General features: G+C 43.7%; 20 protein-coding genes and 1 rRNA gene. 18 read left to right on the top strand and 3 right to left on the bottom strand.

What is annotated here, in order from left to right; genetic code table 11:
- The first annotated feature begins 135 nt into the window (after positions 1–135).
- Positions 136–251, top strand: a 5S ribosomal RNA gene (gene rrf / locus K1M91_RS16960).
- A gap of 53 nt (positions 252–304) precedes the next feature.
- Here the strand turns inward: rrf and ygfZ are convergent.
- Positions 305–1,285, bottom strand: coding sequence for a tRNA-modifying protein YgfZ (gene ygfZ, locus K1M91_RS16955; RefSeq protein WP_232803450.1), 981 nt, complete (start codon positions 1,283–1,285; stop codon positions 305–307).
- 143 nt (positions 1,286–1,428) lie between these two features.
- On the opposite strand from ygfZ, the gene K1M91_RS16950 reads away from it, so the two are divergent.
- Positions 1,429–1,680: a succinate dehydrogenase assembly factor 2 gene (locus tag K1M91_RS16950; RefSeq protein ID WP_232803449.1), complete on the top strand. Its 252-nt coding sequence runs from the start codon at positions 1,429–1,431 to the stop codon at positions 1,678–1,680.
- Positions 1,652–2,074: a protein YgfX gene (locus K1M91_RS16945; protein WP_232803448.1), complete on the top strand. Its 423-nt coding sequence runs from the start codon at positions 1,652–1,654 to the stop codon at positions 2,072–2,074. Before K1M91_RS16950 ends, K1M91_RS16945 begins: the two co-directional genes overlap by 29 nt.
- 29 nt (positions 2,075–2,103) lie before the next feature.
- Here K1M91_RS16945 and nadB read toward each other — a convergent pair whose 3' ends face one another.
- Positions 2,104–3,714 carry an L-aspartate oxidase gene (gene nadB, locus K1M91_RS16940; RefSeq protein WP_232803447.1) on the bottom strand — a complete coding sequence of 537 codons (1,611 nt, stop codon included), beginning with the start codon at positions 3,712–3,714 and terminating at the stop codon, positions 2,104–2,106.
- A 195-nt stretch (positions 3,715–3,909) separates the two neighbouring features.
- Between nadB and rpoE the strand changes: the two genes are divergently transcribed.
- From rpoE to acpS, 10 genes are all read left to right on the top strand, one after another.
- The gene (gene rpoE, locus K1M91_RS16935; RefSeq protein ID WP_232803446.1) at positions 3,910–4,488 is read left to right on the top strand and encodes an RNA polymerase sigma factor RpoE; all 579 of its coding nucleotides are present in this window, start codon (positions 3,910–3,912) and stop codon (positions 4,486–4,488) included.
- A gap of 12 nt (positions 4,489–4,500) precedes the next feature.
- On the top strand, positions 4,501–5,049 hold the full coding sequence (locus tag K1M91_RS16930) for an RseA family anti-sigma factor (protein ID WP_232803445.1): 549 nt from the start codon (positions 4,501–4,503) through the stop codon (positions 5,047–5,049).
- On the top strand, positions 4,997–6,064 hold the full coding sequence (locus K1M91_RS16925) for a MucB/RseB C-terminal domain-containing protein (RefSeq protein WP_348983275.1): 1,068 nt from the start codon (positions 4,997–4,999) through the stop codon (positions 6,062–6,064). The genes K1M91_RS16930 and K1M91_RS16925 overlap by 53 nt, the downstream gene beginning before the upstream one ends.
- Entirely contained in the window at positions 6,054–6,488 is a 435-nt protein-coding gene (locus tag K1M91_RS16920) for a SoxR reducing system RseC family protein (protein WP_232803443.1), read from the top strand. The genes K1M91_RS16925 and K1M91_RS16920 overlap by 11 nt, the downstream gene beginning before the upstream one ends.
- Before the next feature lie 212 nt (positions 6,489–6,700).
- Complete coding sequence (gene lepA, locus K1M91_RS16915; protein ID WP_232803442.1) at positions 6,701–8,497, top strand: translation elongation factor 4; 1,797 nt, start codon at positions 6,701–6,703, stop codon at positions 8,495–8,497.
- Positions 8,497–9,414, top strand: coding sequence for a signal peptidase I (gene lepB, locus K1M91_RS16910; protein ID WP_232803441.1), 918 nt, complete (start codon positions 8,497–8,499; stop codon positions 9,412–9,414). The genes lepA and lepB overlap by 1 nt, the downstream gene beginning before the upstream one ends.
- The gene (gene rnc / locus K1M91_RS16905) at positions 9,411–10,082 is read left to right on the top strand and encodes a ribonuclease III (RefSeq protein ID WP_232803440.1); all 672 of its coding nucleotides are present in this window, start codon (positions 9,411–9,413) and stop codon (positions 10,080–10,082) included. The genes lepB and rnc overlap by 4 nt, the downstream gene beginning before the upstream one ends.
- On the top strand, positions 10,079–10,990 hold the full coding sequence (era, locus tag K1M91_RS16900; RefSeq protein ID WP_232803439.1) for a GTPase Era: 912 nt from the start codon (positions 10,079–10,081) through the stop codon (positions 10,988–10,990). The genes rnc and era overlap by 4 nt, the downstream gene beginning before the upstream one ends.
- A gap of 23 nt (positions 10,991–11,013) precedes the next feature.
- A complete protein-coding gene (gene recO / locus K1M91_RS16895; protein WP_232803438.1) occupies positions 11,014–11,709 on the top strand; it encodes a DNA repair protein RecO in 696 nt (231 codons plus the stop codon).
- 21 nt (positions 11,710–11,730) lie between these two features.
- Complete coding sequence (gene acpS / locus K1M91_RS16890; RefSeq protein ID WP_232803437.1) at positions 11,731–12,111, top strand: holo-ACP synthase; 381 nt, start codon at positions 11,731–11,733, stop codon at positions 12,109–12,111.
- 142 nt (positions 12,112–12,253) lie between these two features.
- On the opposite strand, the gene barA is transcribed toward acpS, so the two are convergent.
- A complete protein-coding gene (barA, locus tag K1M91_RS16885) occupies positions 12,254–14,989 on the bottom strand; it encodes a two-component sensor histidine kinase BarA (RefSeq protein WP_232803436.1) in 2,736 nt (911 codons plus the stop codon).
- 178 nt (positions 14,990–15,167) lie between these two features.
- Here barA and rlmD point away from each other — a divergent pair, with 178 nt between their 5' ends.
- The 5 genes from rlmD to eno all read left to right on the top strand — a co-directional run bounded on the left by rlmD (position 15,168) and on the right by eno (position 22,809).
- Complete coding sequence (gene rlmD, locus K1M91_RS16880; RefSeq protein WP_232803435.1) at positions 15,168–16,511, top strand: 23S rRNA (uracil(1939)-C(5))-methyltransferase RlmD; 1,344 nt, start codon at positions 15,168–15,170, stop codon at positions 16,509–16,511.
- Positions 16,512–16,614: 103 nt separating this feature from the next.
- Positions 16,615–18,822, top strand: a complete 2,208-nt coding sequence (gene relA, locus K1M91_RS16875; RefSeq protein WP_232803434.1) for a GTP diphosphokinase — start codon at positions 16,615–16,617, stop codon at positions 18,820–18,822.
- Positions 18,823–18,838: 16 nt separating this feature from the next.
- On the top strand, positions 18,839–19,654 hold the full coding sequence (gene mazG, locus K1M91_RS16870) for a nucleoside triphosphate pyrophosphohydrolase (RefSeq protein WP_232803433.1): 816 nt from the start codon (positions 18,839–18,841) through the stop codon (positions 19,652–19,654).
- Positions 19,655–19,787: 133 nt separating this feature from the next.
- The gene (locus K1M91_RS16865) at positions 19,788–21,425 is read left to right on the top strand and encodes a CTP synthase (RefSeq protein WP_232803432.1); all 1,638 of its coding nucleotides are present in this window, start codon (positions 19,788–19,790) and stop codon (positions 21,423–21,425) included.
- An 85-nt stretch (positions 21,426–21,510) separates the two neighbouring features.
- Entirely contained in the window at positions 21,511–22,809 is a 1,299-nt protein-coding gene (eno, locus tag K1M91_RS16860) for a phosphopyruvate hydratase (protein WP_232803431.1), read from the top strand.
- Positions 22,810–22,916 lie beyond the last annotated feature (107 nt).

Raw genomic sequence — 22,916 nt, 5'->3', positions numbered from 1 at the left:
CTCAGAAGTGAAACGCAGCAGCGCCGATGGTAGTGTGGGGTTTCCCCATGTGAGAGTAGGACACCGCCAAGCGCCAATTTAAAAGCCATCCTGAAGGATGGCTTTTTTCGTCTGAAGACGAATAAACCGTTTTTGTCTGGTGACAATAGCGCTGTGGTCCCACCTGATTCCATGCCGAACTCAGAAGTGAAACGCAGCAGCGCCGATGGTAGTGTGGGGTTTCCCCATGTGAGAGTAGGACATCACCAGACACCAATAAAAAAGGCTGCCCGTGGGCAGCCTTTTCTCGTTCTAGCGCTGGGTTTTAGTCTTCACTGCTTGTCGTATAAGGTAATGGTGCTATGTAGAGTGTTGACTCCGGCTGCTCTTTTATACGGAATTGGCTGTTATTGACATCGCTATCTTTTGGTAACACGGCCAATAGTTCAATATGAAGATCGCCATATTGGCATCCTGAAATGACTTGGCCTACTCGTTTCCAATTGTCGCCCAACTTTAATTCTATAGTATCACCCGTGTTAGGTTTATCGTTTGCTCGCCCAGTTAAGATGAACATCGCTCGTTTGTTCGCACCTCGATATTTGGCCCGTGCAATAGTTTCCTGACCAATATAGCAGCCTTTAGTGAAACAAATCCCATCTAATTCATCTAAATTTAGTGCTTGCGGGATGAACTCTCCACTGGTTTTTTCTTCGATAAAACCAACACCAGAAGCAATATTTAACGCATTCCAAATACCATCAGTAAATAATTCTGCGCGCTCTGTTAATTCATCAAGCACTGTTTCAGCGACTTCATTTTTTAAAATAACTAAATAGCGCAATGAAGGATAAGGTTGCTTGATAAGAGCCCCATCTGGTAGAAGTCGGCTTTTATCATGTGCTGCTGCGGCATCTATATGCTGTGCTATATATTGGCCAGACTTTGAACCTAATAAGCCGAGCATTTGATACTCAGATTCAATTTCTATTTCAACCTTGGAAAACACTGCGAATTTCTTAAGTGAAGGCAACTGAATGGCAGATACAGATTTAGGCTGAGTGAGTAAAATCCTATCTTCAAGCACTATTAGCCGAAATACACTGATGGTTTTGCCCTGGGCGTTGCATTGAGCAGCCATGGTTTGTTGGCCTGGCTCTAATTTACTAACGTCACAAGTGAGCTGCCCTTGTAAGAAGTTGACTCTGTCTTCACCTTTAATTGAAATTAAATCCCAGCTGTCTAATTTACATAATGCCAGCTCAGGTAATAGAGAAATATTTTCAAGACTGTTTAAATCACGCATGGCTTTTCCTTTCAGGCGTTTTAATTTCTAGCTTCATGTTATAGTTCACAAGGGGCTTTGTCAGTAGTTGTCATGATGATTTTAACCCTTTAACATGGGATATATCTTCTAGTGAGTCCCATTACTTCCAACTGAGGCATTAAATGAATTCAACAAAAGAAAAATCTAGGCTATTGTGGGCCTGTCGTCGTGGTATGTTAGAGCTAGATGTTTTACTCAGGCCTTTTGTCGAAGAAGCCTACGATGATTTAGATGACGAAAAAAAAGTAAATTTTAAGCGCCTGCTTACTTGTGATGATCCCGATCTGTTTGCTTGGTTTATGGGTCATCAAGCCTGTAATGACCCGCAATTAGCAGAGATAGTTCGTGTTGTCCTTAACCGCGTTAAAGTATAACGAAGCAATTAGTGTTTCTAACATTGCCAGATATTTAACGCTACTACCGTTTCTTGCCATGGCTGCTGTGTGTTTGTTAAGTGGCTTGGTTACAACTAATTTCATTATTGCAGGCCTGTGTATCTTAGGTGGAGCCATCTCCTTCTTTACCCCTTCTCAATCAAGTTTTAGATTGTTTTTTGACGACAATGGTCAGGTTATTATTGAGAGCAAGAACAAAGTCAGTGAAGGAGTAATGGTTAAAGGAAGTCAGGTTTGGCCGTTTTTAATCATCATTAAAACCCAACTTAGCGCTGGCGGGACAACAAGGTTTTGGATCTACTCCGATTCAATTAGTGACAGCGGTTTTCGCCGATTAGCTAGAGTTCTATTACTTAATCAATTTGCAACTTAGGGGCTGGATAGTTCAGCCCCAAATTAGTATTAGGGTTTAGGAGTTAAAATCGTTGGGCCTGAATTATCTAACTGTTTGGGGTAATCTAAATTAAAGTGTAAACCTCGACTTTCCTTTCGCTCCATTGCACAGCGGATAATAAGCTCTGCTACTTGAACTAAATTACGAAGCTCTAATAAGTTGTTACTTACCCTAAAGTTAGAATAATACTCATCAATTTCTTGTTGTAGTAGTTGCACTCTTCGTAGTGCACGCTCAAGGCGTTTGTTAGTACGGACAATTCCCACGTAATCCCACATGAATAAACGCAGTTCATGCCAGTTATGTTGGATCACCACTTCTTCATCTGAATTTGATACTTTACTCTCATCCCAAGCGGGAACTTGAGGGATTTTTCGTTTATGGGGCAGTTTATTGATCATATCTTTTGCTGCTGCATGAGCAAAAACAATGCATTCTAGTAATGAATTAGACGCCATGCGGTTTGCGCCATGTAAGCCTGTGTATGACACTTCACCGATAGCATAAAGGCCAGCAAGGTCCGTTTGACCATGCATATCTGTCATTACCCCTCCACAAGTATAGTGAGCAGCAGGAACGATAGGGATTGGCTGTGTGGCCATATCAATACCTAATTGAAAGCATTTCTCATAAATAGTAGGAAAGTGCTTCATGATGAAGTCTTTTGGCTTGTGGCTAATATCGAGATACATACAATCAGCCCCTAAACGTTTCATTTCATGGTCAATGGCGCGTGCGACAATATCCCGCGGTGCTAGCTCGGCACGCTCATCACGCTCTAACATAAACCGACTCCCATCGGGTCTACGCAAATATGCGCCTTCACCACGTAGCGCCTCAGTTAATAGGAAGTTTCTCGCTTCAGGGTGGTATAAACACGTTGGGTGGAATTGATTGAATTCCATATTAGCTACGCGACAACCCGCGCGCCAAGCCATCGCAATACCGTCGCCACTTGATACATCTGGGTTACTAGTATATTGATAAACCTTACTGGCACCACCCGTTGCTAACGCAACAAAATTTGCTTTTATCACTTCGACTTGTTCGATATCGCGGTTCCACACATAAGCGCCAACGATATGATTGCCTGCAAGGCCAAGTTTACGAGTAGTAATTAAATCAACCGCGTTAAACCGCTCCATGATGGTGATTCGAGGGTGCTGCTTGACGGCTTCGATTAAAGTCGTTTGTACGGCTTTACCCGTTGCATCGGCAGTATGTAGGATACGTCGGTGGCTATGGCCCCCCTCACGGGTTAGGTGATACTTGACTTCGTCATCGTTATTGATTGTTTCTTCACGATCAAATGGCACCCCTTCATGAATGAGCCATTCCATGCAGTCTTTTGCCGTGCTAGCGGTAAAACGAACAGTTTCCTCATCACAAATACCTGCTCCTGCTACTAAGGTATCAGCTACGTGAGATTCAATACTGTCTGATTCATCGAATACCGCCGCGATGCCGCCTTGAGCGTACATGGTTGAGCCTTCAGAAAGCGGGCCCTTGCTTAATACTCTCACATCGGCATGCTGAGCTAATTTCAGAGCTAATGATAAGCCAGCGGCTCCGCTGCCAATGATCAATACATCAGAAAGGTATTCAACGTTATGTTTCATAGGGTACTATTGCCATTAAAAGTAAAGACTATACCGTATGTTACTCGTTCTTTCGTTAATATGCATTTTTGACAGCTAGGCAGAATAAATTATTTTTTAAGTTTTATGAACTTTCCTTAATTTAGCGAGTCTACTTCTATGCAATAACATTCGAGCAAGTCGATTTTTGTTTAATTTTGGAGGCCGACGTCTCGAATGGGCGCGCAAGAAACAGATCAACAATTGGTTGAACGTGTTCAACAGGGTGACAAAAATGCCTACAATTTTTTGGTGATTAAATATCAAAATAAAGTAGCTAATTTGGTTTCTCGGTATGTGAACAACCCTGGTGATGTACCGGATGTAACGCAAGACGCTTTCATAAAAGCGTATAAATCACTTGCTACCTTTCGAGGAGAAAGTGCATTTTACACTTGGTTATATCGAATAGCTGTAAATACAGCGAAGAATTATTTGGTTGCACAAGGTCGACGACCACCTGCAACCGACCTAGATGTGATGGATGCCGAAGTTTTCGATGGTAATGAAGCTTTAAGGGAATCTTCTTCACCAGAAGCTGTCACACTAAGTAATGAAATTAAAAGTGTTGTATTTAGTACGATAGAAAATTTACCTGAAGATTTACGCACCGCAATAACATTGCGTGAGTTAGAAGGCATGAGCTACGAAGAAATTGCTGACATAATGGACTGCCCAGTAGGGACCGTTCGTTCAAGGATTTTCAGGGCTCGTGAAGCTATCGATAAAAAGATCCAACCGCTATTACAGCGATAATGGGGAAATAGAATGCCGAATAATGAAAAACTGTCTGCTTTTATTGATAGCGAGTTAGCAGAAGAAAGCTTCTTGTCTGAATTAGTAGAAAGTGAGCAGATGGTCGATCAGTTTTCACGATACCACTTAATTGGTGACGTGATGCGCGGAGATGCGCCTGCGGGTATGAATATCGATATTTCATCCGCGGTGATGTCAGCATTAGATGATGAACCTACTATTATGGCGCCGATAGTTAAAGATAAGGCGGAAGTTAAGCGTTCTTCTGTCAATAACGTCGTTCCTCTGTTTAAGAAAGTAGGTCAATACGCGATTGCCGCTTCCGTTGCCGCATCGGTAGTTATTGGCGTGCAAGTGAACACCGCGCAGCAAGATAGTTTGACGCCAGCGCCGGTATTAGATACTGTTCCTTTTGTTGGAGTGGCGGAGCCTGTTAGCCTTCAAGCGCAGCCAGTGAACTCTGATAAACTTTCCGAACAACAAGATCTCGAGCAGCGTCGTAAAATAAATGCATTTCTACAGGACCACAGATTGCAACAGCGCATGTTGCAACAGCAGTAGTTTTATCTCTCTAACACTAACCAAATTTTTGGTTAGTGTTCTCCTTTTTCTATCCTTTCAAGTTAACGCCGCTACAAATGAAAACGAAGTCGATCGACAGTCGACTGACTATTTCCTCAAGCAAATGCGTCAATCTTATTCAACGCTAAATTATGATCTCTCATTTATTCAGGTATATGAAGGTATTATTGAACCCAAGCGTTTAAGCCACGGGGTACTCGATGGAGTGGAAATTTCATATCTGAGTTATTTGAATGGGCCTCCAACAGAGTATGTACAGCGAGGAAAGAATGTTAGTTTCTTCGAGCCCGATATTGAGCCCTACACCTTGGAAACTAAATTACTACAAGGCACTGTATTTCAAATTGTTAACCAAGAGCTAACCAAACTGCAGAAAAGTTATGATTTTGTTCAAGCTGGAAAAAGTCGTGTCGCAGGTCGCCCTGCGCAAGTTATTCGGATGTCTCCAAAAGACGCAGATCGATATGGCTACTTACTTTGGTTAGATAGACACACTAGTTTACCACTACGGATTGATACGCTAGATCAACACGGCCAGCTCGTTGAACAAATGATGACAATTTCATTGCGCTTATATAGCGAAGCAACGCCATGGATTGCTGAACTTGCGGTTGTTGATTTACCTGCTGTTGTTAAGATCAATCCAACTACAAGTAAGCGAGCGAATCAGTGGCGTTTAGACTGGACGCCAAAAGGATTCGAGCTGATTTCAAATGATCGCCATAGCTTGCCACTAACAGGTGATACGGTAGATTACTTTATGCTGTCAGATGGAATGTCAGTTATCTCAGTGTATATAGAGCCTGATGTGAGCAACCCTAAAAGCCCCGAGCCAGTAGCAAGAAAGGGGGCCACTAATCTAATAACGATTAATCACGCCGGAAAGCGGATCACAGTCGTCGGTGATATTCCTGCTGAAACAGGGCTACGAATTGCCCGTTCGGTTGCTCCTGAATTAACTCTCCAGACTAAAGAGAACCCTAATGGCCATTGAGCAAGGTGAAATTATTGCGGTCGAGTCAGATCGTGTGTGGGTAAAATGTCAAACCCAGAGTGCCTGTACTAGCTGCAGCGCTAAATCAAGTTGTGGTACCAGTGTGCTCGCTAAGGCTTTTCCGGTGCGAACCCAAGAATTAGTGATTAAAACGTCAGAGCCGTTTCAGGTCGGTCAAACCGTAGCACTTACTGTTGCTGACAAAGCGTTACTTACGGCTGCGTTTCAAGTTTATTTGTTACCCTTGCTTGGTTTAATGCTAGGCGCAGCTATTGCCCCCTTGCTTGCTCCAATATCATACCAAGAGCTGAGCTCTATCGGTGGCGGCTTGCTAGGGCTAAGCTTAGGTTTAGTTTTTGCAAAGCGCGGCCATCAAAAAAACCAATATCATCCATTAGATGATATTCAAATTAACCACAAATAAACCGCCAAGCGATTAAACCGCGAGAAATTCTCCCAGTTAACGATTACTTTCCAAAGTGGACGCCTCCTTAGTGAAATTTTACGTCGTTAACTGCACGCATTAAAAAATGCGATAGTTTGCGTTACCTTTATGCAAAAGATAGCGACTTGGTCGCAAATTGGTTAGAATTCGCTCCTTATTTCTTTGTCCCTTAGTATTAACGCCGAGTATTCATGAAGCACATTCGAAATTTTTCAATCATTGCACATATTGACCACGGTAAATCCACCTTGTCTGATCGCTTGATCCAAGTGTGTGGTGGCCTAACTGCACGCGAAATGCAGGCGCAAGTTCTAGACTCAATGGATCTAGAAAAAGAACGTGGTATTACCATTAAAGCCCAAAGCGTAACCTTAGATTATAAGGCGCAAGATGGCGAAACTTATCAGCTGAACTTCATCGATACACCGGGACACGTAGATTTCTCTTATGAAGTATCGCGTTCACTTGCCGCTTGTGAAGGCGCATTATTGGTTGTGGATGCAGGCCAAGGCGTTGAAGCACAAACGTTAGCAAACTGTTACACAGCCATTGAAATGGATCTAGAAGTCGTGCCGATTTTAAATAAAATCGACTTACCTGCTGCGGATCCTGAGCGTGTTGCAGAAGAAATTGAAGATATTGTTGGCATAGATGCGACCGAGGCAACACGCTGCTCGGCTAAAACCGGTGTGGGTGTTGACTTAGTGCTGGAAAATATTGTTAAGTCAATTCCAGCACCAGAAGGCGATCCTGAAGCTCCTTTACAGGCACTAATTATTGACTCCTGGTTTGATAACTACTTAGGTGTGGTGTCGTTGGTGCGTATTAAAAATGGCGTGCTGAGAAAGAATGATAAAATTCGTGTCATGAGCACCGGCCAAGAATGGGGCGTTGACCGTATCGGTATTTTTACGCCTAAGCGCATTGATAACCAAGCCTTAAGTGCAGGTGAAGTAGGCTGGGTGGTTTGTGGTATTAAAGATATCTTAGGTGCACCAGTAGGTGATACGTTAACAACGGCTAAATATGGCGCGGAAAAAGCCTTGCCTGGCTTTAAGAAAGTGAAGCCTCAGGTTTATGCTGGTCTATTCCCAGTGAGCTCTGACGACTACGAATCATTTCGTGATGCGTTGGGTAAGCTAAGCCTTAACGACGCCTCTTTGTTTTACGAGCCAGAAAATTCAACCGCATTAGGCTTTGGCTTTCGTTGTGGTTTCCTTGGCATGTTGCACATGGAAATTATCCAAGAGCGACTTGAGCGCGAATATGATCTTGATCTGATCACAACGGCACCCACAGTTGTGTACGAAGTGGTAATGAATGACAATAGTGTTATTTATGTTGATAGCCCAGCTAAACTGCCTGCGACCAATGATATTAAAGAGATTCGTGAGCCCATTGCTCGTTGTAATATTCTGGTGCCACAAGAGTACCTAGGCAACGTCATTACTTTGTGCATTGAAAAGCGTGGCACTCAAATCGACATGACTTATCATGGTAAGCAAGTTGCGTTAGTGTACGACATTCCAATGGCAGAAGTGGTGTTGGATTTCTTTGATAAATTGAAGTCCACCAGCCGTGGTTACGCTTCGCTAGATTACAATTTTGTCCGCTTTGAAGCGTCAAATATGGTCCGAGTTGATGTCTTGATCAACGGTGATAAAGTGGATGCACTGGCGCTGATTACTCACAAAGAGCATTCAGAAACCCGCGGCCGACAGTTAGTTGAAGCGATGAAAGATCTGATCCCGCGTCAGATGTTTAACATTGCTATCCAAGCTGCTATCGGCTCGCATATTATTGCTCGTTCAACCGTGAAACAAATGCGTAAAAACGTAATTGCGAAATGTTATGGCGGTGATGTTAGTCGTAAGAAAAAACTGCTTAAAAAGCAAAAAGAAGGTAAGAAGCGTATGAAGCAAGTGGGTAATGTTGAAGTGCCACAAGAAGCTTTCCTTGCCGTTCTTCATATAGGAAAGGATAAGTAATGGCGAATACGTTCTCTTTAATTCTGGTTATTGCCACCATCGTCACCGGTATTATCTGGTGCTTGGATAAGTTTCTTTGGGCGCCGAAACGTGCTGCAGAAGTTGAAGCGGTGAAAGCCAAATCTAATGTGCATTTAGATGATGAAGTGATTGCTAGCATTGCACCTCAGCCGGTCTGGGTTGAGCAAGTGGTTTCAGTGTTTCCAGTGATAGCTTTAGTGATGGTACTGCGCTCGTTTATTTATGAGCCTTTTCAAATTCCATCGGGCTCAATGATGCCGACTTTGCTGGTGGGAGATTTCATTCTAGTTGAGAAATTCTCATACGGTATCAAAGACCCGGTTTTTCGCTCTAAGATAATTGAAACAGGCCAACCTCAGCGCGGTGATGTTGCCGTTTTTAAATACCCGCAAAACCCAAGCATTGATTATATTAAGCGCATTATTGGCTTACCGGGCGATCGCATTGTGTATCAAAATAAACAGCTTTATGTTCAAGCTGCTTGTGCTGATGGTCCGTGTGGTGCATTAACTAAAATTGCCATGGAATACCAAAGTGAAGGTGAGTTCATGGATGGCCCAGTTGCGATTAAAGAATACAGTGAAGCGCTAACGGATGAGCTGACACATCATGTATTAATTAACCCGCGTCGGCCTGAGCGAGTAGGCTCTTACTACCAACAACCGGGCACTCAACCCGTTGAGTGGATCGTGCCTGAAGGGCAATACTTTGCTATGGGCGATAACCGTGATGATAGTAGAGACAGCCGCTTCTGGGGCTTTGTGCCTGAGGCAAACTTAGTTGGTAAAGCCGTTGCCATTTGGATTAGTTTTGAATTTGGTCGTGATAGCAGTGGCATGCTACCTACTTGGGTGCCGACAAATGTTCGCTTTAACCGAATAGGTGGGATTGAATGAATTTAGATAGACAACGCCTGGCAAGACGTCTTGGTTATGAGTTTAATGATACTAAGCTGTTTTTACAGGCGCTGACTCATCGCAGCGCGAGTGGTAAACACAATGAGCGTCTGGAATTTTTGGGTGACTCCATCTTAAGTTATGTCATTTCGACTGAACTATATACTCGCTTTCCTGATATTAACGAAGGTGACATGAGTCGCATGCGCGCCACTTTAGTAAAGGGTAATACCTTAGCGGAATTTGGCCGTGAGTTTGAGCTTAAAGATTGCTTGATTCTGGGCCCTGGAGAGCTGAAAAGTGGCGGTTTTCGCCGTGATTCTATTCTGGCCGACACGATTGAAGCATTAATTGGGGCGATTTACCTTGATTCGAATATCGAGACCGTTAATCGCTTGGTATTAAGTTGGTATCAATCTCGCCTTGATAATATTAAACCTGGCGCAGGGCAAAAAGATGCTAAAACCAACTTGCAAGAATACTTGCAAGCTCACAAACGTGATTTACCTGAATATAAAGTGATTAATATTAAAGGCGAAGCACACAATCAAGAATTCACCGTGGAATGCATCATTGCAGGATTGTCTGAGCCAGCCTATGGTAAAGGCACCAGCCGTCGAAAAGCAGAACAAGCGGCGGCAAAAAGCGCACTGGAGTTACTGGCATGAGTGAAGAACCAAAATTAGATACCCGTTGTGGTTTAGTGGCGATTGTTGGTCGTCCAAATGTGGGTAAATCCACCATACTGAACAGCCTGCTCGGGCAGAAGGTCAGTATCACTTCACGTAAGCCACAAACCACTCGCCACCGAATTCTTGGTATTGATACTCATGGTATTTACCAAACGGTTTACGTGGATACGCCTGGCCTGCATATCGAAGAAAAGCGTGCCATTAACCGTTTAATGAACAAGGCGGCGTCAAGCTCGTTAGCAGATGTTGAATTGGTCATTTTTGTTGTCGAAGGCACCCATTGGACCGCTGATGATGAAATGGTGTTATCTAAATTAGAAAGCACTAAGGCACCAGTGATTTTAGCCGTCAACAAAGTGGATAATGTAAAAGACAAAGAAGAGTTAATGGAACACTTAAAACACGTATCTACCTTACGTGACTTTAAAGCCATTTTACCTATGTCGGCTAAGTTGAACAAAAATGTTGAACAGATTGCTCAGTTTGCGCGAGATGCACTGCCTGAAAACGTACATTTTTTCCCTGATGACTACATCACCGATCGTTCAAGTCGCTTTATGGCCTCTGAAATCGTGCGTGAAAAGCTCATGCGTTTCACCGGTGACGAACTACCTTATTCGACAACTGTAGAAATCGAGCAGTTCAAGCAGCAAGAAAACGGCACCTTACAAATCAATGCCTTGATCTTAGTTGAACGCACGACGCAAAAACGCATGGTGATCGGCAAAAAAGGTGAGAAGTTAAAAGTCATTGGCCGTGAAGCTCGTATTGATATGGAAAACCTATTTGAAAGTAAGGTGTTCCTTGAATTATGGGTCAAGGTTAAATCCGGCTGGGCTGATGATGAGCGCGCCTTGCGCAGTTTAGGTTACTCTGAAGAGTAATGCTTGGCTAAGGGTGAACTAAGATGCAAGATGCTTTTGTTTTGCATATTCGCCCTTATCGCGAATCCAGCCAGCTAGTTGAAATTTACTCGCGCCAAGAAGGGCGAGTGTCCATTTTAGTTCGTGGTAGTCGCAGTAAACGCTCCAACCTTAAAGGGATCCTTCAGCCCTTTACCTTGCTTAATATTGCTTGGGGCGGAAAAGGTCAGCTTAAATTTCTACGCAGCGTTGAAGCGCAAACCCATGCATTGCCTTTACCGGGAGATAAGCTCTACCTTGGGCTATATTTGAATGAATTACTCTATCGCCTGTTAGAGCACCTCACACCATATCCTGAACTGTTTCAATTTTATCAAGATACCTTACTTGCCCTTGCTAAGGGCCAAGCTTATGAGCCGATATTACGCGTGTTTGAGCTTGAGCTGCTAACAGCTTTAGGCTACGCCATTGATTTTGAATTTGATGCTCAGTCACAGCAACCGATAGCACAGGAATGTTTTTATCGGCTGGTGGCAGAACAAGGCTTTGTGCTGACTGAGCAAGGTGATAAAGACGCTTTTTGGGGCGGCCACATTCAAGCGTTAGCGCAACGAGATTTTTCAACGCCGGCGCAAGCGCAAACGGCTAAACGTTTTTGTCGACTCCTAATCAATGAACGTTTAGGCAATAAACCGCTGATCAGCAGACAATTATTTATACAGCAAAAGCGTAAGGTATAAGGTAAGGAGTTAGGAAAGTATATGGCTATCATTGGAATGGGCACTGATATTGTCGATATTCGCCGTTTAGAAAAAGTACTCGCCCGCACTGGTGAAGCTTTTGCTCGGCGCATTCTTGCACCCAATGAATGGTTGCAGTTTCAACAACATAAGCAACAAGCCCGTTTTTTAGCGAAGCGCTTTGCGGCAAAAGAAGCTGGCGCGAAAGCGTTAGGTACAGGGATTGCGCAGGGGGTCACTTTTACAGACTTTATTGTCAGCAATAATGAGGCTGGTAAACCGTTGTTAACCTTATCAGGTAAGGCGCTTGAATTGTCGGTGCAGCAAGGTGTTTCACATATTCATATTAGTATTTCCGATGAAAAGCATTATGCAGTTGTGACGGTAATTTTTGAGTCGTAAGTTAACCTCCTAACGCTAGGATGGCAAAAAATATGGTTATACAGATTGATTTTACTTCGCCGGAAGCTCTTTTGCTTTAGGCCATTGCAAACACCTCCAGCAAGTATGTAGCAACTCAATTAAAAGATATCTGGCGCTGTGTTTAATTTGGCAAATATACTCTGGCTGCTTCTTTTACTTTTTTCATCTCATCGATTAATTCAAGTAGCTCGGGCTCTAGCTCTAAAGTGCTTTGGCCTTTTTTCAATTCTATTTCTATCAATGAGGCGAGTTTTTGTAAGTCCGGCACTCCGCTATAGCTACAGCCGCCATGGAATTTGTGGATCACTGCATCTAATTCAAGATCGGTTATTTCTTGATTAATGGCTTGGTCAATACTGCGCTCAACTTCGCTGAAGCTTTCAACTAGCATAGTGAGCATTTCTTTAGCGAGATCCGGTTTACCAGCACTTTGTCTTAACGCGAGCTCCCAGTCTAAATGAACCGGGCCAGTCGGTTGTTGGTGACGTTGTACAGCCCATTTATCAATGATCTGTACTAGCATATTTTCATCAATAGGCTTAGATAAGTAGTCATCCATGCCTTGCTCAAGCAATTTCTCACGCTCGCCAGCAATCGCGTGGGCGGTAACGGCAATAATAGGCGTTTCTTGGTTAGTATCGCCCTTACGGATCTGCTGACAGGCGCTAATGCCATCTAAAATAGGCATCTGAATATCCATAAAAATCAGATCGTAGGTGGCCATTTCTGACTTTTTCACCGCCTCTTTACCATTGGTTGCGGTGACCACTTCAGATACTAAGTCATCCAGCATAGCTGAAATTAATTTTAAGTTGGCTGGGTTATCATCCACCGCCATTACCTTAAGGGCTGTTTGGTGGCGACTAGGCTTTAGTTTGATCACAGGGGATACTTCAAATTCGACTTGAATATCGGTTAGCGCGGCAGCAAACTTACGGTGATTCACCGGCTTAGTTAAGACATGACTGGCGCCCTGAGCCAAGATTTCTTCTTTTATCTCGGGGCTGGCAGTGTTGATATAAACCACGATATTTTCACAATAGTCTTTTGCTTCCGTAATACGTTTTAACAGCGGTGTGATATGCAAGTTATCACTGTGGCCAATAATGATACTTTGGTACTTGTCGGCTAATAGCTCGTGCCAACGTTCATTGGTTTGCGCTAAGAATACCTGCATCCGCCAAAGTTGTAGCTGCTGCGAGAAAGAGCGCGCGGAGAATTCATCCGCTTCAAATACTAATACTGGCTGTGACTTTAAGCTAGCGACTGGTAATGGCTCAGACATCGACATTGGTGAGGCGTCCAAGGCGATAGTAAACCAGAATGTTGAGCCATGATTCAGTGAGGATACTAGCTCAATTTCGCCGCCCATTTGTTGCACTAGTTTTTGCGTTATCACGAGACCTAAGCCTGTACCACCATAGCGGCGGGTGATACTGGTATCGGCTTGACCAAAGGCTTCAAATAGTTGGGCTTGCTGTTTTTCAGAAATACCGATACCGGTATCCGATACCATGGTTTTTAGGATCAGTTTGCCGTCTTGCTCACCCATCATACTGATTTGAATTTCAACGTTACCCATTTCGGTAAACTTAATCGCATTGCCGACTAAGTTAGTCAATACTTGTTGAAAGCGCAGTGGATCGCCAATGGCGCCTGATGGTACATCATGGTCAACCATCAGTGAGATTTCTAATCCTTTATCATGAGCACTTGGCGCCAGTAAGGTGACCACCTCATCCACTGTATCACGTAGTGCAAATGGAATGCTTTCTAGTACCAGCTTACCGGCTTCAAGTTTAGAGAAGTCGAGAATGTCGTTAATGATGTTAAGTAGGTTGTGCGCTGATTTCTCAATGGTTTGCAAGTAATCGGTTTGACTAGGACTAAGGGATGTTTTGAGTAATTGGCGCGCAAAACCGATCACGCCATTAAGCGGAGTACGTAGCTCATGGGACATATTCGCCAAGAACTCCGACTTAACCCGCGCCGCTTCTTGGGCTCGTTTTTTCGCCATGTCGAGCTCAACGTTTTGAATTTCAATTTGCTCTAAGGTTTCGCGCAAGTCTGAGGTGGCTTGATCGATACTTTGTTGCATTTCTTCATGGTATTCGCTCATGGATTTAGCCATGGCGTTAATACCATTTTTGAGCATGCCTAACTCACCTGTGAAATTCCCCATCACTCGGGTATCGAGGCGGCCTTCACGAATCTTATCGACAGCTTTTACCATTCGCGAAATCGGTTCTGTCACCTGCTTAACTTGTCGGAATGAAAAGACAATACTGATGACTATGCCCAGCAACACGATAAAGAAGGCGGAAGTGGTATCACGAAATTGCAGTAGTAGCGCTTTGTCAGTGCTGACCAACATCGCGATGTAGCCCAGTTTGGCTGACTCTTCATCGAGCGGTAGGGGCAATGGATAGTTGGTTAAGTTGTTCTCATCAATAATAGGTGTGCGTAAAATGATGTAATCTTCAAATACTTCCACTTCGGTTGAGTCGGGCATTGGCTTGCCCTTTTCTAGCTTTAATCGACCAATATTACGGTGGTAGTTACTATTTACATACAAGGTGTTATCAGGCTTATAGATACCTATCGTGATGATCGCAGGGCTGTGGCGACGATGAGTAATGCCAATCAGGTCCTTAAGAAACTTTGGGTCTTGCTGACGCATGCCTATTTCTGCAGCAATTGCCAGAGGATCAGCGATGTTGCGCGCTTGCTCGATAACCAAGTCTTCCAATTGTTGATAGCGATTAAATGTAAAGTAACCCGCTAGCAAGGTGCCGATGACAATGGTTGGAATAATCGTTAAGGCAATTACCCGGGCTCTTAGGCCGTACTTGGTCATATCAAATGGTAATTAAGGCTATGTAAATTAATCAGCATGTTAGCATGATGTGTATCGCTGGAATAGACTAACAAGTTTGCGCTGGCGCTGACTTTTTTGATTAATTGCCAACAAGGTTTTCGATTTTCGACATATATGTGACAATAGCCGATTGTTTACCTTGTTTATGTTGAGCTCTATGGCCCAGTTTTTTAAGCCCAAAGCGGCCAGTCACGCCGCGTTAACCAGTCCTGTTACTGTTCAGATTGATCGCTTTGACCACCAAGGCCGAGGCATGGCCAAGGTAAAAGGTAAAACCTTATTTGTTGCCGGCGCCTTACCAGGTGAAACCGTGGTTGCCAGTATCGAGCAAGAAAAAAAAGAATATGCCAAAGGGCAAGTCATTAAAGTGGTGTCAGCTTCGTCCCAGCGTCAAGTGCCTGTTTGCCCACATTATCAAATATGTGGTGGCTGTGATTTACAGCATTTAGAGGGTCATCATCAGCAGCAATATAAGGCTCAGAGTTTACTGGCGCTGGTGGCTAAGTTTGCACGGGTGCGTGATATTCAGTTATCCCCGACCTTATTTGGTGATCCCTTAGGCTATCGCCGTAGTGCGCGTTTTGGTTTACAGTTTAATAAAAAGCAGCGCCGCCTTGAAATGAGCTTTCGTCGTAAAAGTAGTAATCAATTGTTCAAGCAAACTTGTTGCCCAGTGTTAGCGCCTCAACTCGACACTCTCATTGAGCCTGTTCATCAGCTATTGCAGCAATTATCAATAGTGGAAAAGTTGGGCCATATTGCTTTTTATCTGGCTGAACAAGGGCCTGCATTACTGCTTCGTCATTTAAAACCCTTGACTAAAGCCGACGAACAGCGCTTGGTAACTTTTGCGCAGCAGCATCACGTGTTGTGGTTTTTACAAGGCTATGACAACCAAATCCAAGCTCTGCATCATCAAATTTGCTTGAATTATGCCTTGCCCCAGTGGCAGTTAAAGATTGATTTTGCACCTAATAACTTTATTCAAGTAAACGATCAGGTTAATCAAAAAATGATAGCTCAAGCCCTTGAATGGTTAGACGTACAACCTGAAGATCGGGTAATTGATTTATTTGCTGGCTTAGGTAATTTTAGCCTCCCCCTCGCAACCCTTGCCAAGCAAGTAGTTGGCGTTGAGGGCATTGATACCATGGTTGAGCAAGCGAACCGTAATGCTGAACAAGCAGGGTTGGCTAACCTAAATTTTTACCAAGCTGATTTAAGTAACGACTTTAGTCAACAACCATGGGCTAAAGAGGCGTTTAATAAAGCACTACTCGATCCCGCCCGCGATGGCGCATTGTTTGTTACAGAGCATCTAGCTAAGCTAAATTGTGAGCGAATTGTTTATGTTTCTTGCCATCCTGCGACCATGGCGCGGGATGCACAGGTGTTGATCGAGCGTGGTTATCAGCTTACTAAACTTGGTTTAGTGGATATGTTTCCTAACACAGCTCATATGGAATCGATGGCTCTGTTTCAGCGCAAGAAGAGAACATAGCGATTTATTTCGAGTCGTATTTGTGGTGGTTAAGTTAGACGTTCGTTTTATATTGCTTATGTAAAATAGCATGAGCTAAATAGTATTGTGGAGAGTCAGCATTATGGTTTCAGTGAGAGATACCCACTTTTTAAATCAACAAGAACGCGATCCAAAAGCCTGGGCGGCCTCATTAGGACTAAACGAAAAGGATCAGCAAAAAGTTGAGCAGGTATATCTAGCCGTACATGCCATTAGCGAAGCGTCGCAGCGTAGTGATGTGCTTGAAATAGGGGTAGAAATGGTGGAGATATTGATCACCATGAATATGGATGTTAATACCCTTAAAGCGGCGCTTCTCTTTCCTGCTTTTGATCGCAAATTGAAAGATAGTAACTGGATTACTGAGCAATTTGGCAAAAATACTTGCAAGCTAGTGCAAGGGGTTGCGGATATGGAAGCAATCCGCACCCTGCAAAATAAAGGTTTAGCGACCTCTGATTTACAAATAGATAATTTACGCCGCATGTTACTTGCTATGGTGGAAGACGTTCGCGCGGTGGTTATCAAGCTGGCGGAACGGATTTGTTATTTACGCTTAATTAAAAATGCTGCTGAAGAAACGCGCGTGCTGACCGCGAGAGAAATTGCTGATATTTACGCCCCGTTAGCTAACCGATTAGGTATTGGTCAGTTGAAATGGGAGCTCGAAGACTTGTCATTTCGTTATCTTCACCCTGACACCTACAAAAAAATCGCCAAGCAACTTGATGAAAAACGCATTGATCGTGAAACTTACATTGGCGCCTTTGTAAGTAGTTTACGCCAAGGTATGAAAGATCACGAAATCAAAGCTGACGTGTATGGTCGACCAAAACACATCTATAGCATCTGGAAAAAGATGCAGAAAAAATCGTTAGCATTTGATGAGCTGTTTGATGTGCGCGCGGTGCGCATTATCTGTGAACGCATACAAGACTGTTACGCCGCGCTAGGCGTAGTCCACACTTTATTTAATCATATTCCAAGTGAGTTTGATGATTATGTTGCTAACCCCAAACCCAACGGCTACCAATCAATTCATACAGTAGTGCTAGGGCCTTCTGGTCGGCCAGTGGAAATTCAAATTCGTACCCGCGAAATGCATGAAAATGCAGAGCTAGGGGTGGCGGCACATTGGAAATATAAAGAGGGCAGTGTTGGTCGTGACAATGGCTATGAAGATCGCATCGCCTGGCTACGTAAGTTAATAGCTTGGCAAGATGATATGGCTGAGTCAGGTAACTTAGTGGACGAGGTTCGCAGCCAAGTGTTCGAAGAGCGGGTGTACGTATTCACTCCTAAAGGTGAAGTGGTGGACCTGCCTGCAGGCTCAACTCCGCTTGATTTTGCTTATTATATCCATAGCCAAGTCGGGCATCGTTGTATTGGCAGTAAAGTGGGCGGTAAAATTGTGCCTTTTACTTATCATCTACAAACAGGTGATCAAGTTGAAATTATTACGCAAAAAGAGCCTAACCCAAGTCGCGATTGGCTTAATGCCCACACCGGTTATGTGAACTCGTCACGCGCTCGAGCAAAAATTGCCACTTGGTTTCGTCAGTTAGACAAAGAAAAACATGTTATAGCGGGCAAAGAAATGCTTGAGTCTGAATTGGCTAAGCATCAACTGAAGCTAAATGCGGCAGAGCCGGCCCTGAAAAAAATAAACCTTTCCAGTATGGATGATTTGTTTGCCGGTATTGGCAGTGGTGATGTGCGAATTAATCAATTGATTAATATTATCCAAGGTCTACATCACAAGCCAACGGCAGAAGAGGCCGATCGTAAAGCATTGGAAGAAGTAGAAAAGCGTTCTGCAGCAGCGACCAAGAAAAAGCGTAGCCAAGATCATGTTGTGGTTGATGGGGTAGGCAACCTGATGACCTCTATCGCCCGTTGTTGTCAGCCAGTGCCGGGTGATGACATTTGTGGTTATATTACTCAAGGCCGTGGTATTTCAGTCCATCGCACCGAGTGTGAACAACTGAAGGATTTAGAGGAAGTACACCCAGAGCGGATTATTGAGGCGCAATGGGGCCGATCAGACTCCTCGGGTTATTCATTAACCGTACGCGTAACAGCCATGGATCGCAGTGGTTTACTAAAAGACATTACCACCTTGCTATCTAATGAGAAAGTGAATGTCTTGGGGGTAAAAAGTCATTCAGACACACGCAGCCAAACAGCCATTATTGATATGGAATTAGAAATTAATAATGTGGACTCACTGAGTAAAGTGCTGTCAAAAGTAAATTCCCTTAAAGGTGTGTCGGAAACAAAACGTATTTAACAGGATAGGATGAAACATGAGCAGTAAACTCGGTGATATAAACGGCCTACTAGAGATTATGGAAAAATTACGTGATCCTGAGTCAGGGTGCCCGTGGGACCAAAAGCAAACTTTTCGCTCCATTGTGCCTCATACCATTGAAGAAGCTTATGAAGTAGCGGATGCGATTGAGCAACAAGATTATATCGAGTTAAAAGGTGAGCTAGGCGACTTACTGTTCCAAGTGGTATTTTACGCGCAATTAGCCAAAGAGCAGCAGTTGTTTGATTTTAATGATGTGGTCGAAACTGTATCCGAAAAGTTGACTCGTCGTCATCCTCATGTGTTTGGTGGCGCTGATTTTGCTGATGAGCAAGCAGTAAAAGCCAATTGGGAAGCCGAAAAAGCCCAAGAGCGCGCTGCCAAGGCGGGGGAGCAAGTCGAAAATGTCAGTGTGTTGGATAATATCCCTGCTAATATGCCGGCATTAACGCGCGCAAATAAAATACAAAAACGCTGTGCTAACGTCGGGTTTGACTGGAAAACCTTAGGCCCAGTGGTTGATAAAATTAAAGAAGAAATTGATGAGGTGCTTGATGAAGTGCATCAAATTGAACAAGACCAAGACCGCATCGAGGATGAAGTGGGCGATTTATTATTCGCTACGGTGAACTTAGTGCGTCATTTGAAAAAAGACCCTGAGCAAGCGTTGCGCCGAGCTAACGATAAATTTGAACGCCGGTTTCGCTTGTTAGAAAAGCACTTTTTAAGTCAAAACAAAGCGCTGGATCAATGTTCGTTGGACGAAATGGAACAAATTTGGCAAAAAGTGAAAGAAACTTACGAAAGTTGATTTAAAACAAGATGAAAATATATTGCCTCGTTACACTATCTTTCGTTGTGAGCTAGGGGTGGTTTTGTTATAATTTTTTCCCGTCTTGAACGTCTCAAAACCATCGTAACACTCCTAACTTCTCAGGATCAGCATGACTACAAAGTATATATTCGTAACAGGTGGGGTGGTTTCATCCCTAGGTAAAGGCATTGCCGCTGCATCATTGGCCGCTATCCTTGAAGCTCGTGGGCTAAAAGTCACGATTATGAAGCTGGACCCTTACATTAATGTGGATCCAGGCACGATGAGTCCTATTCAGCACGGCGAGGTGTTTGTCACCGACGACGGCGCGGAAACTGATCTCGATTTAGGTCACTATGAGCGTTTTATTCGCACTAAGATGACTAAACGTAATAACTTCACCACTGGTCGAGTCTATTCCGATGTACTTGCTAAAGAACGTCGTGGTGATTATTTAGGCGCGACCATTCAGGTGATCCCACATATCACTAATGGCATTAAAGAGCGTGTTATTGCCGGTGGAGAAGGCGTCGATGTTGCAATTGTTGAGATTGGCGGCACCGTTGGTGATATTGAATCACAACCTTTCTTAGAAGCTATCCGTCAGTTAGGTACCGAAGTTGGCCGTGATCATGCCATCTTTATGCACTTAACCTTAGTGCCTTTCTTGGGGGCAGCCGGTGAAGTAAAAACAAAACCGACACAGCACTCGGTCAAAGAGTTACGCAGTATTGGTATTCAGCCTGATATCTTAGTTTGCCGTAGTGACCGCACTATCCCTGCGAATGAACGCGCGAAAATTTCTTTATTCTGTAATGTTGAAGAAAAAGCGGTTATCTCATTAAAAGATGTTGATAGCATTTATAAGATCCCAGCATTACTTAAAGCACAAAGCTTAGATGAATTCTGCGTACGTCGCTTTGGCCTAACTTGCCCAGAAGCAGACTTAAGTGAGTGGGAACGTGTTATTTATGAAGAAGCGAACACCACCGCTGAACTAACTATTGCGATGGTTGGTAAATATGTTGAATTGCCTGACGCCTATAAATCAGTGAACGAAGCGTTAAAACACGGCGGCTTAAAAAACCAAGCGAGCGTCACTATTAAATACATCGATTCACAAGATGTAGAAGCCAAAGGTACCGATATTCTAAAAGGCGTGGATGCGATTTTAGTGCCTGGTGGGTTTGGTGAGCGCGGTGTGGAAGGTAAAATTCTTACAGCACAATATGCGCGTGAAAATAACGTACCTTACCTAGGTATTTGTTTAGGCATGCAAGTCGCGCTGATAGAGTACGCACGAAATGTCGCGGAAATGGAAGCGGCACATTCAACAGAGTTTAACGAAAACACACCGAACCCTGTGGTTGGTTTAATTACTGAGTGGATTGATGAAAGCGGCAATGTTGAAACCCGCACCGAAGAGTCTGATCTTGGCGGCACCATGCGCGTCGGCTCTCAATTATGTCACTTAGTAAAAGGCTCAAAAGTACACGATATGTACGGCAGCGATACTATTTATGAGCGCCACCGTCACCGTTATGAAGTAAACAACAACCTTTTACCGCAAATCGAAAAAGCGGGTTTGAAAGTAACAGGTTTATCAGCAGACAAGAAATTGGTGGAAATTATCGAAAATCCTAACCACCCTTGGTTTGTTGCGGCGCAGTTCCACCCTGAGTTTACGTCGACTCCTCGCGATGGCCATCCGTTGTTTGAAGGCTTTATTAAAGCGGCTCGCGAGTACCAAAATCGGGAAGATAAGTAGTTTCTCATTGACCCGATAGCGAAGATTTGTTAAAAAATTCATAATTTAAATGTTGTAAAATTACATCAATATAGAGGAAATCTTAATGTCTAAGATCGTTAAAGTACTAGGCCGTGAAATCATGGATTCACGTGGTAACCCAACTGTAGAAGCTGAAGTTCATCTTGAAGATGGTTCTTTCGGTATGGCTGCTGCGCCTTCTGGTGCTTCTACTGGTTCTCGTGAAGCGCTAGAACTTCGTGATGGCGACAAAGCACGTTACTTAGGTAAAGGTGTTCTTAAAGCAGTTGAAGCGGTAAATGGTCCGATCGCAGAAGCGCTAGTAGGTAAAGATGCACTAGCTCAAGCTGAACTAGACCAAATCATGATCGACTTAGACGGTACTGAAAACAAAGCTAAATTTGGCGCAAACGCTATCCTAGCTGTATCGCTAGCTGCAGCTAAAGCTGCTGCTGCTTCTAAGAAAGTACCACTATACGCTCACATTGCTGACCTAAACGGTACTTCTGGTGTTTACTCTATGCCACTTCCAATGATGAACATCATCAACGGTGGTGAGCACGCAGATAACTCTGTAGACATCCAAGAATTCATGATCCAGCCAGTGGGTGCTAAGACTTTCCGTGAAGGTCTACGCATGGGCGCTGAAGTTTTCCATAGCTTAGCTAAAGTACTTAAAGCTGATGGTCATTCAACAGCAGTTGGTGATGAAGGTGGTTTCGCGCCTAACCTAGCTTCAAACGAAGCAGCTCTAGCTGCAATCAAAGTAGCTGTTGCTAACGCAGGTTACGAGCTAGGTAAAGATATCACACTAGCGATGGACTGTGCTGCATCTGAGTTCTACGACAAAGAAGCAAACATCTACGACCTTAAAGGTGAAGGTAAGAAATTCACTTCTGAAGAGTTCAACTACTTCCTTAAAGATCTTACTGAGCAATACCCAATCGTATCTATCGAAGACGGTCTTGACGAATCTGATTGGGAAGGTTTCGCACATCAGACTAAACTTCTTGGCGATAAAATCCAATTAGTGGGTGACGATCTATTCGTAACAAACACTAAAATCCTTAAGCGTGGTATCGACAACGGTATCGCTAACTCGATTTTAATCAAATTCAACCAAATTGGTTCACTAACTGAAACGTTAGCTGCAATCAAAATGGCTAAAGATGCAGGCTTTACTGCTGTTATCTCTCACCGCTCAGGTGAAACTGAAGATGCAACAATCGCTGATCTAGCGGTTGGTACAGCTGCTGGCCAAATCAAAACTGGCTCTCTAAGCCGTTCTGATCGCGTAGCTAAGTACAACCAACTTCTACGTATTGAAGAAGCGCTAGGCGAAAAAGCACCGTACAACGGTCTTAAAGAAGTTAAAGGTCAGTAATTCTGTTAGGTGCTTTTAATAAGCACCTCTTTAGCTTCAGTCTTAAAGAAGTTAAAGGTCAGTAATTCTGTGAGGTGCTTTTAATAAGCACCTCTTTAGCTTCAGCC

Origin of the sequence: Motilimonas sp. E26 (assembly GCF_021278025.1) — a bacterium.
Lineage (GTDB): Bacteria > Pseudomonadota > Gammaproteobacteria > Enterobacterales > CBDFNC01 > Motilimonas.
The sequence above is the reverse complement of the archived record's forward strand: the minus strand, read 5'-3'. Positions and strand labels throughout refer to the sequence as shown.

What these genes read in the sequence shown, in the direction of transcription:
- ygfZ (WP_232803450.1), bottom strand. Translation starts at nt 1,285, where the DNA reads ATGCGTGATTTAAACAGTCTTGAAAATATTTCTCTATTACCTGAGCTG.
- K1M91_RS16950 (WP_232803449.1), top strand. Translation starts at nt 1,429, where the DNA reads ATGAATTCAACAAAAGAAAAATCTAGGCTATTGTGGGCCTGTCGTCGT.
- nadB (WP_232803447.1), bottom strand. Translation starts at nt 3,714, where the DNA reads ATGAAACATAACGTTGAATACCTTTCTGATGTATTGATCATTGGCAGC.
- rpoE (WP_232803446.1), top strand. Translation starts at nt 3,910, where the DNA reads ATGGGCGCGCAAGAAACAGATCAACAATTGGTTGAACGTGTTCAACAG.
- K1M91_RS16930 (WP_232803445.1), top strand. Translation starts at nt 4,501, where the DNA reads ATGCCGAATAATGAAAAACTGTCTGCTTTTATTGATAGCGAGTTAGCA.
- K1M91_RS16925 (WP_348983275.1), top strand. Translation starts at nt 4,997, where the DNA reads ATGCATTTCTACAGGACCACAGATTGCAACAGCGCATGTTGCAACAGC.
- K1M91_RS16920 (WP_232803443.1), top strand. Translation starts at nt 6,054, where the DNA reads ATGGCCATTGAGCAAGGTGAAATTATTGCGGTCGAGTCAGATCGTGTG.
- lepA (WP_232803442.1), top strand. Translation starts at nt 6,701, where the DNA reads ATGAAGCACATTCGAAATTTTTCAATCATTGCACATATTGACCACGGT.
- lepB (WP_232803441.1), top strand. Translation starts at nt 8,497, where the DNA reads ATGGCGAATACGTTCTCTTTAATTCTGGTTATTGCCACCATCGTCACC.
- rnc (WP_232803440.1), top strand. Translation starts at nt 9,411, where the DNA reads ATGAATTTAGATAGACAACGCCTGGCAAGACGTCTTGGTTATGAGTTT.
- era (WP_232803439.1), top strand. Translation starts at nt 10,079, where the DNA reads ATGAGTGAAGAACCAAAATTAGATACCCGTTGTGGTTTAGTGGCGATT.
- recO (WP_232803438.1), top strand. Translation starts at nt 11,014, where the DNA reads ATGCAAGATGCTTTTGTTTTGCATATTCGCCCTTATCGCGAATCCAGC.
- acpS (WP_232803437.1), top strand. Translation starts at nt 11,731, where the DNA reads ATGGCTATCATTGGAATGGGCACTGATATTGTCGATATTCGCCGTTTA.
- barA (WP_232803436.1), bottom strand. Translation starts at nt 14,989, where the DNA reads ATGACCAAGTACGGCCTAAGAGCCCGGGTAATTGCCTTAACGATTATT.
- rlmD (WP_232803435.1), top strand. Translation starts at nt 15,168, where the DNA reads ATGGCCCAGTTTTTTAAGCCCAAAGCGGCCAGTCACGCCGCGTTAACC.
- relA (WP_232803434.1), top strand. Translation starts at nt 16,615, where the DNA reads ATGGTTTCAGTGAGAGATACCCACTTTTTAAATCAACAAGAACGCGAT.
- mazG (WP_232803433.1), top strand. Translation starts at nt 18,839, where the DNA reads ATGAGCAGTAAACTCGGTGATATAAACGGCCTACTAGAGATTATGGAA.
- K1M91_RS16865 (WP_232803432.1), top strand. Translation starts at nt 19,788, where the DNA reads ATGACTACAAAGTATATATTCGTAACAGGTGGGGTGGTTTCATCCCTA.
- eno (WP_232803431.1), top strand. Translation starts at nt 21,511, where the DNA reads ATGTCTAAGATCGTTAAAGTACTAGGCCGTGAAATCATGGATTCACGT.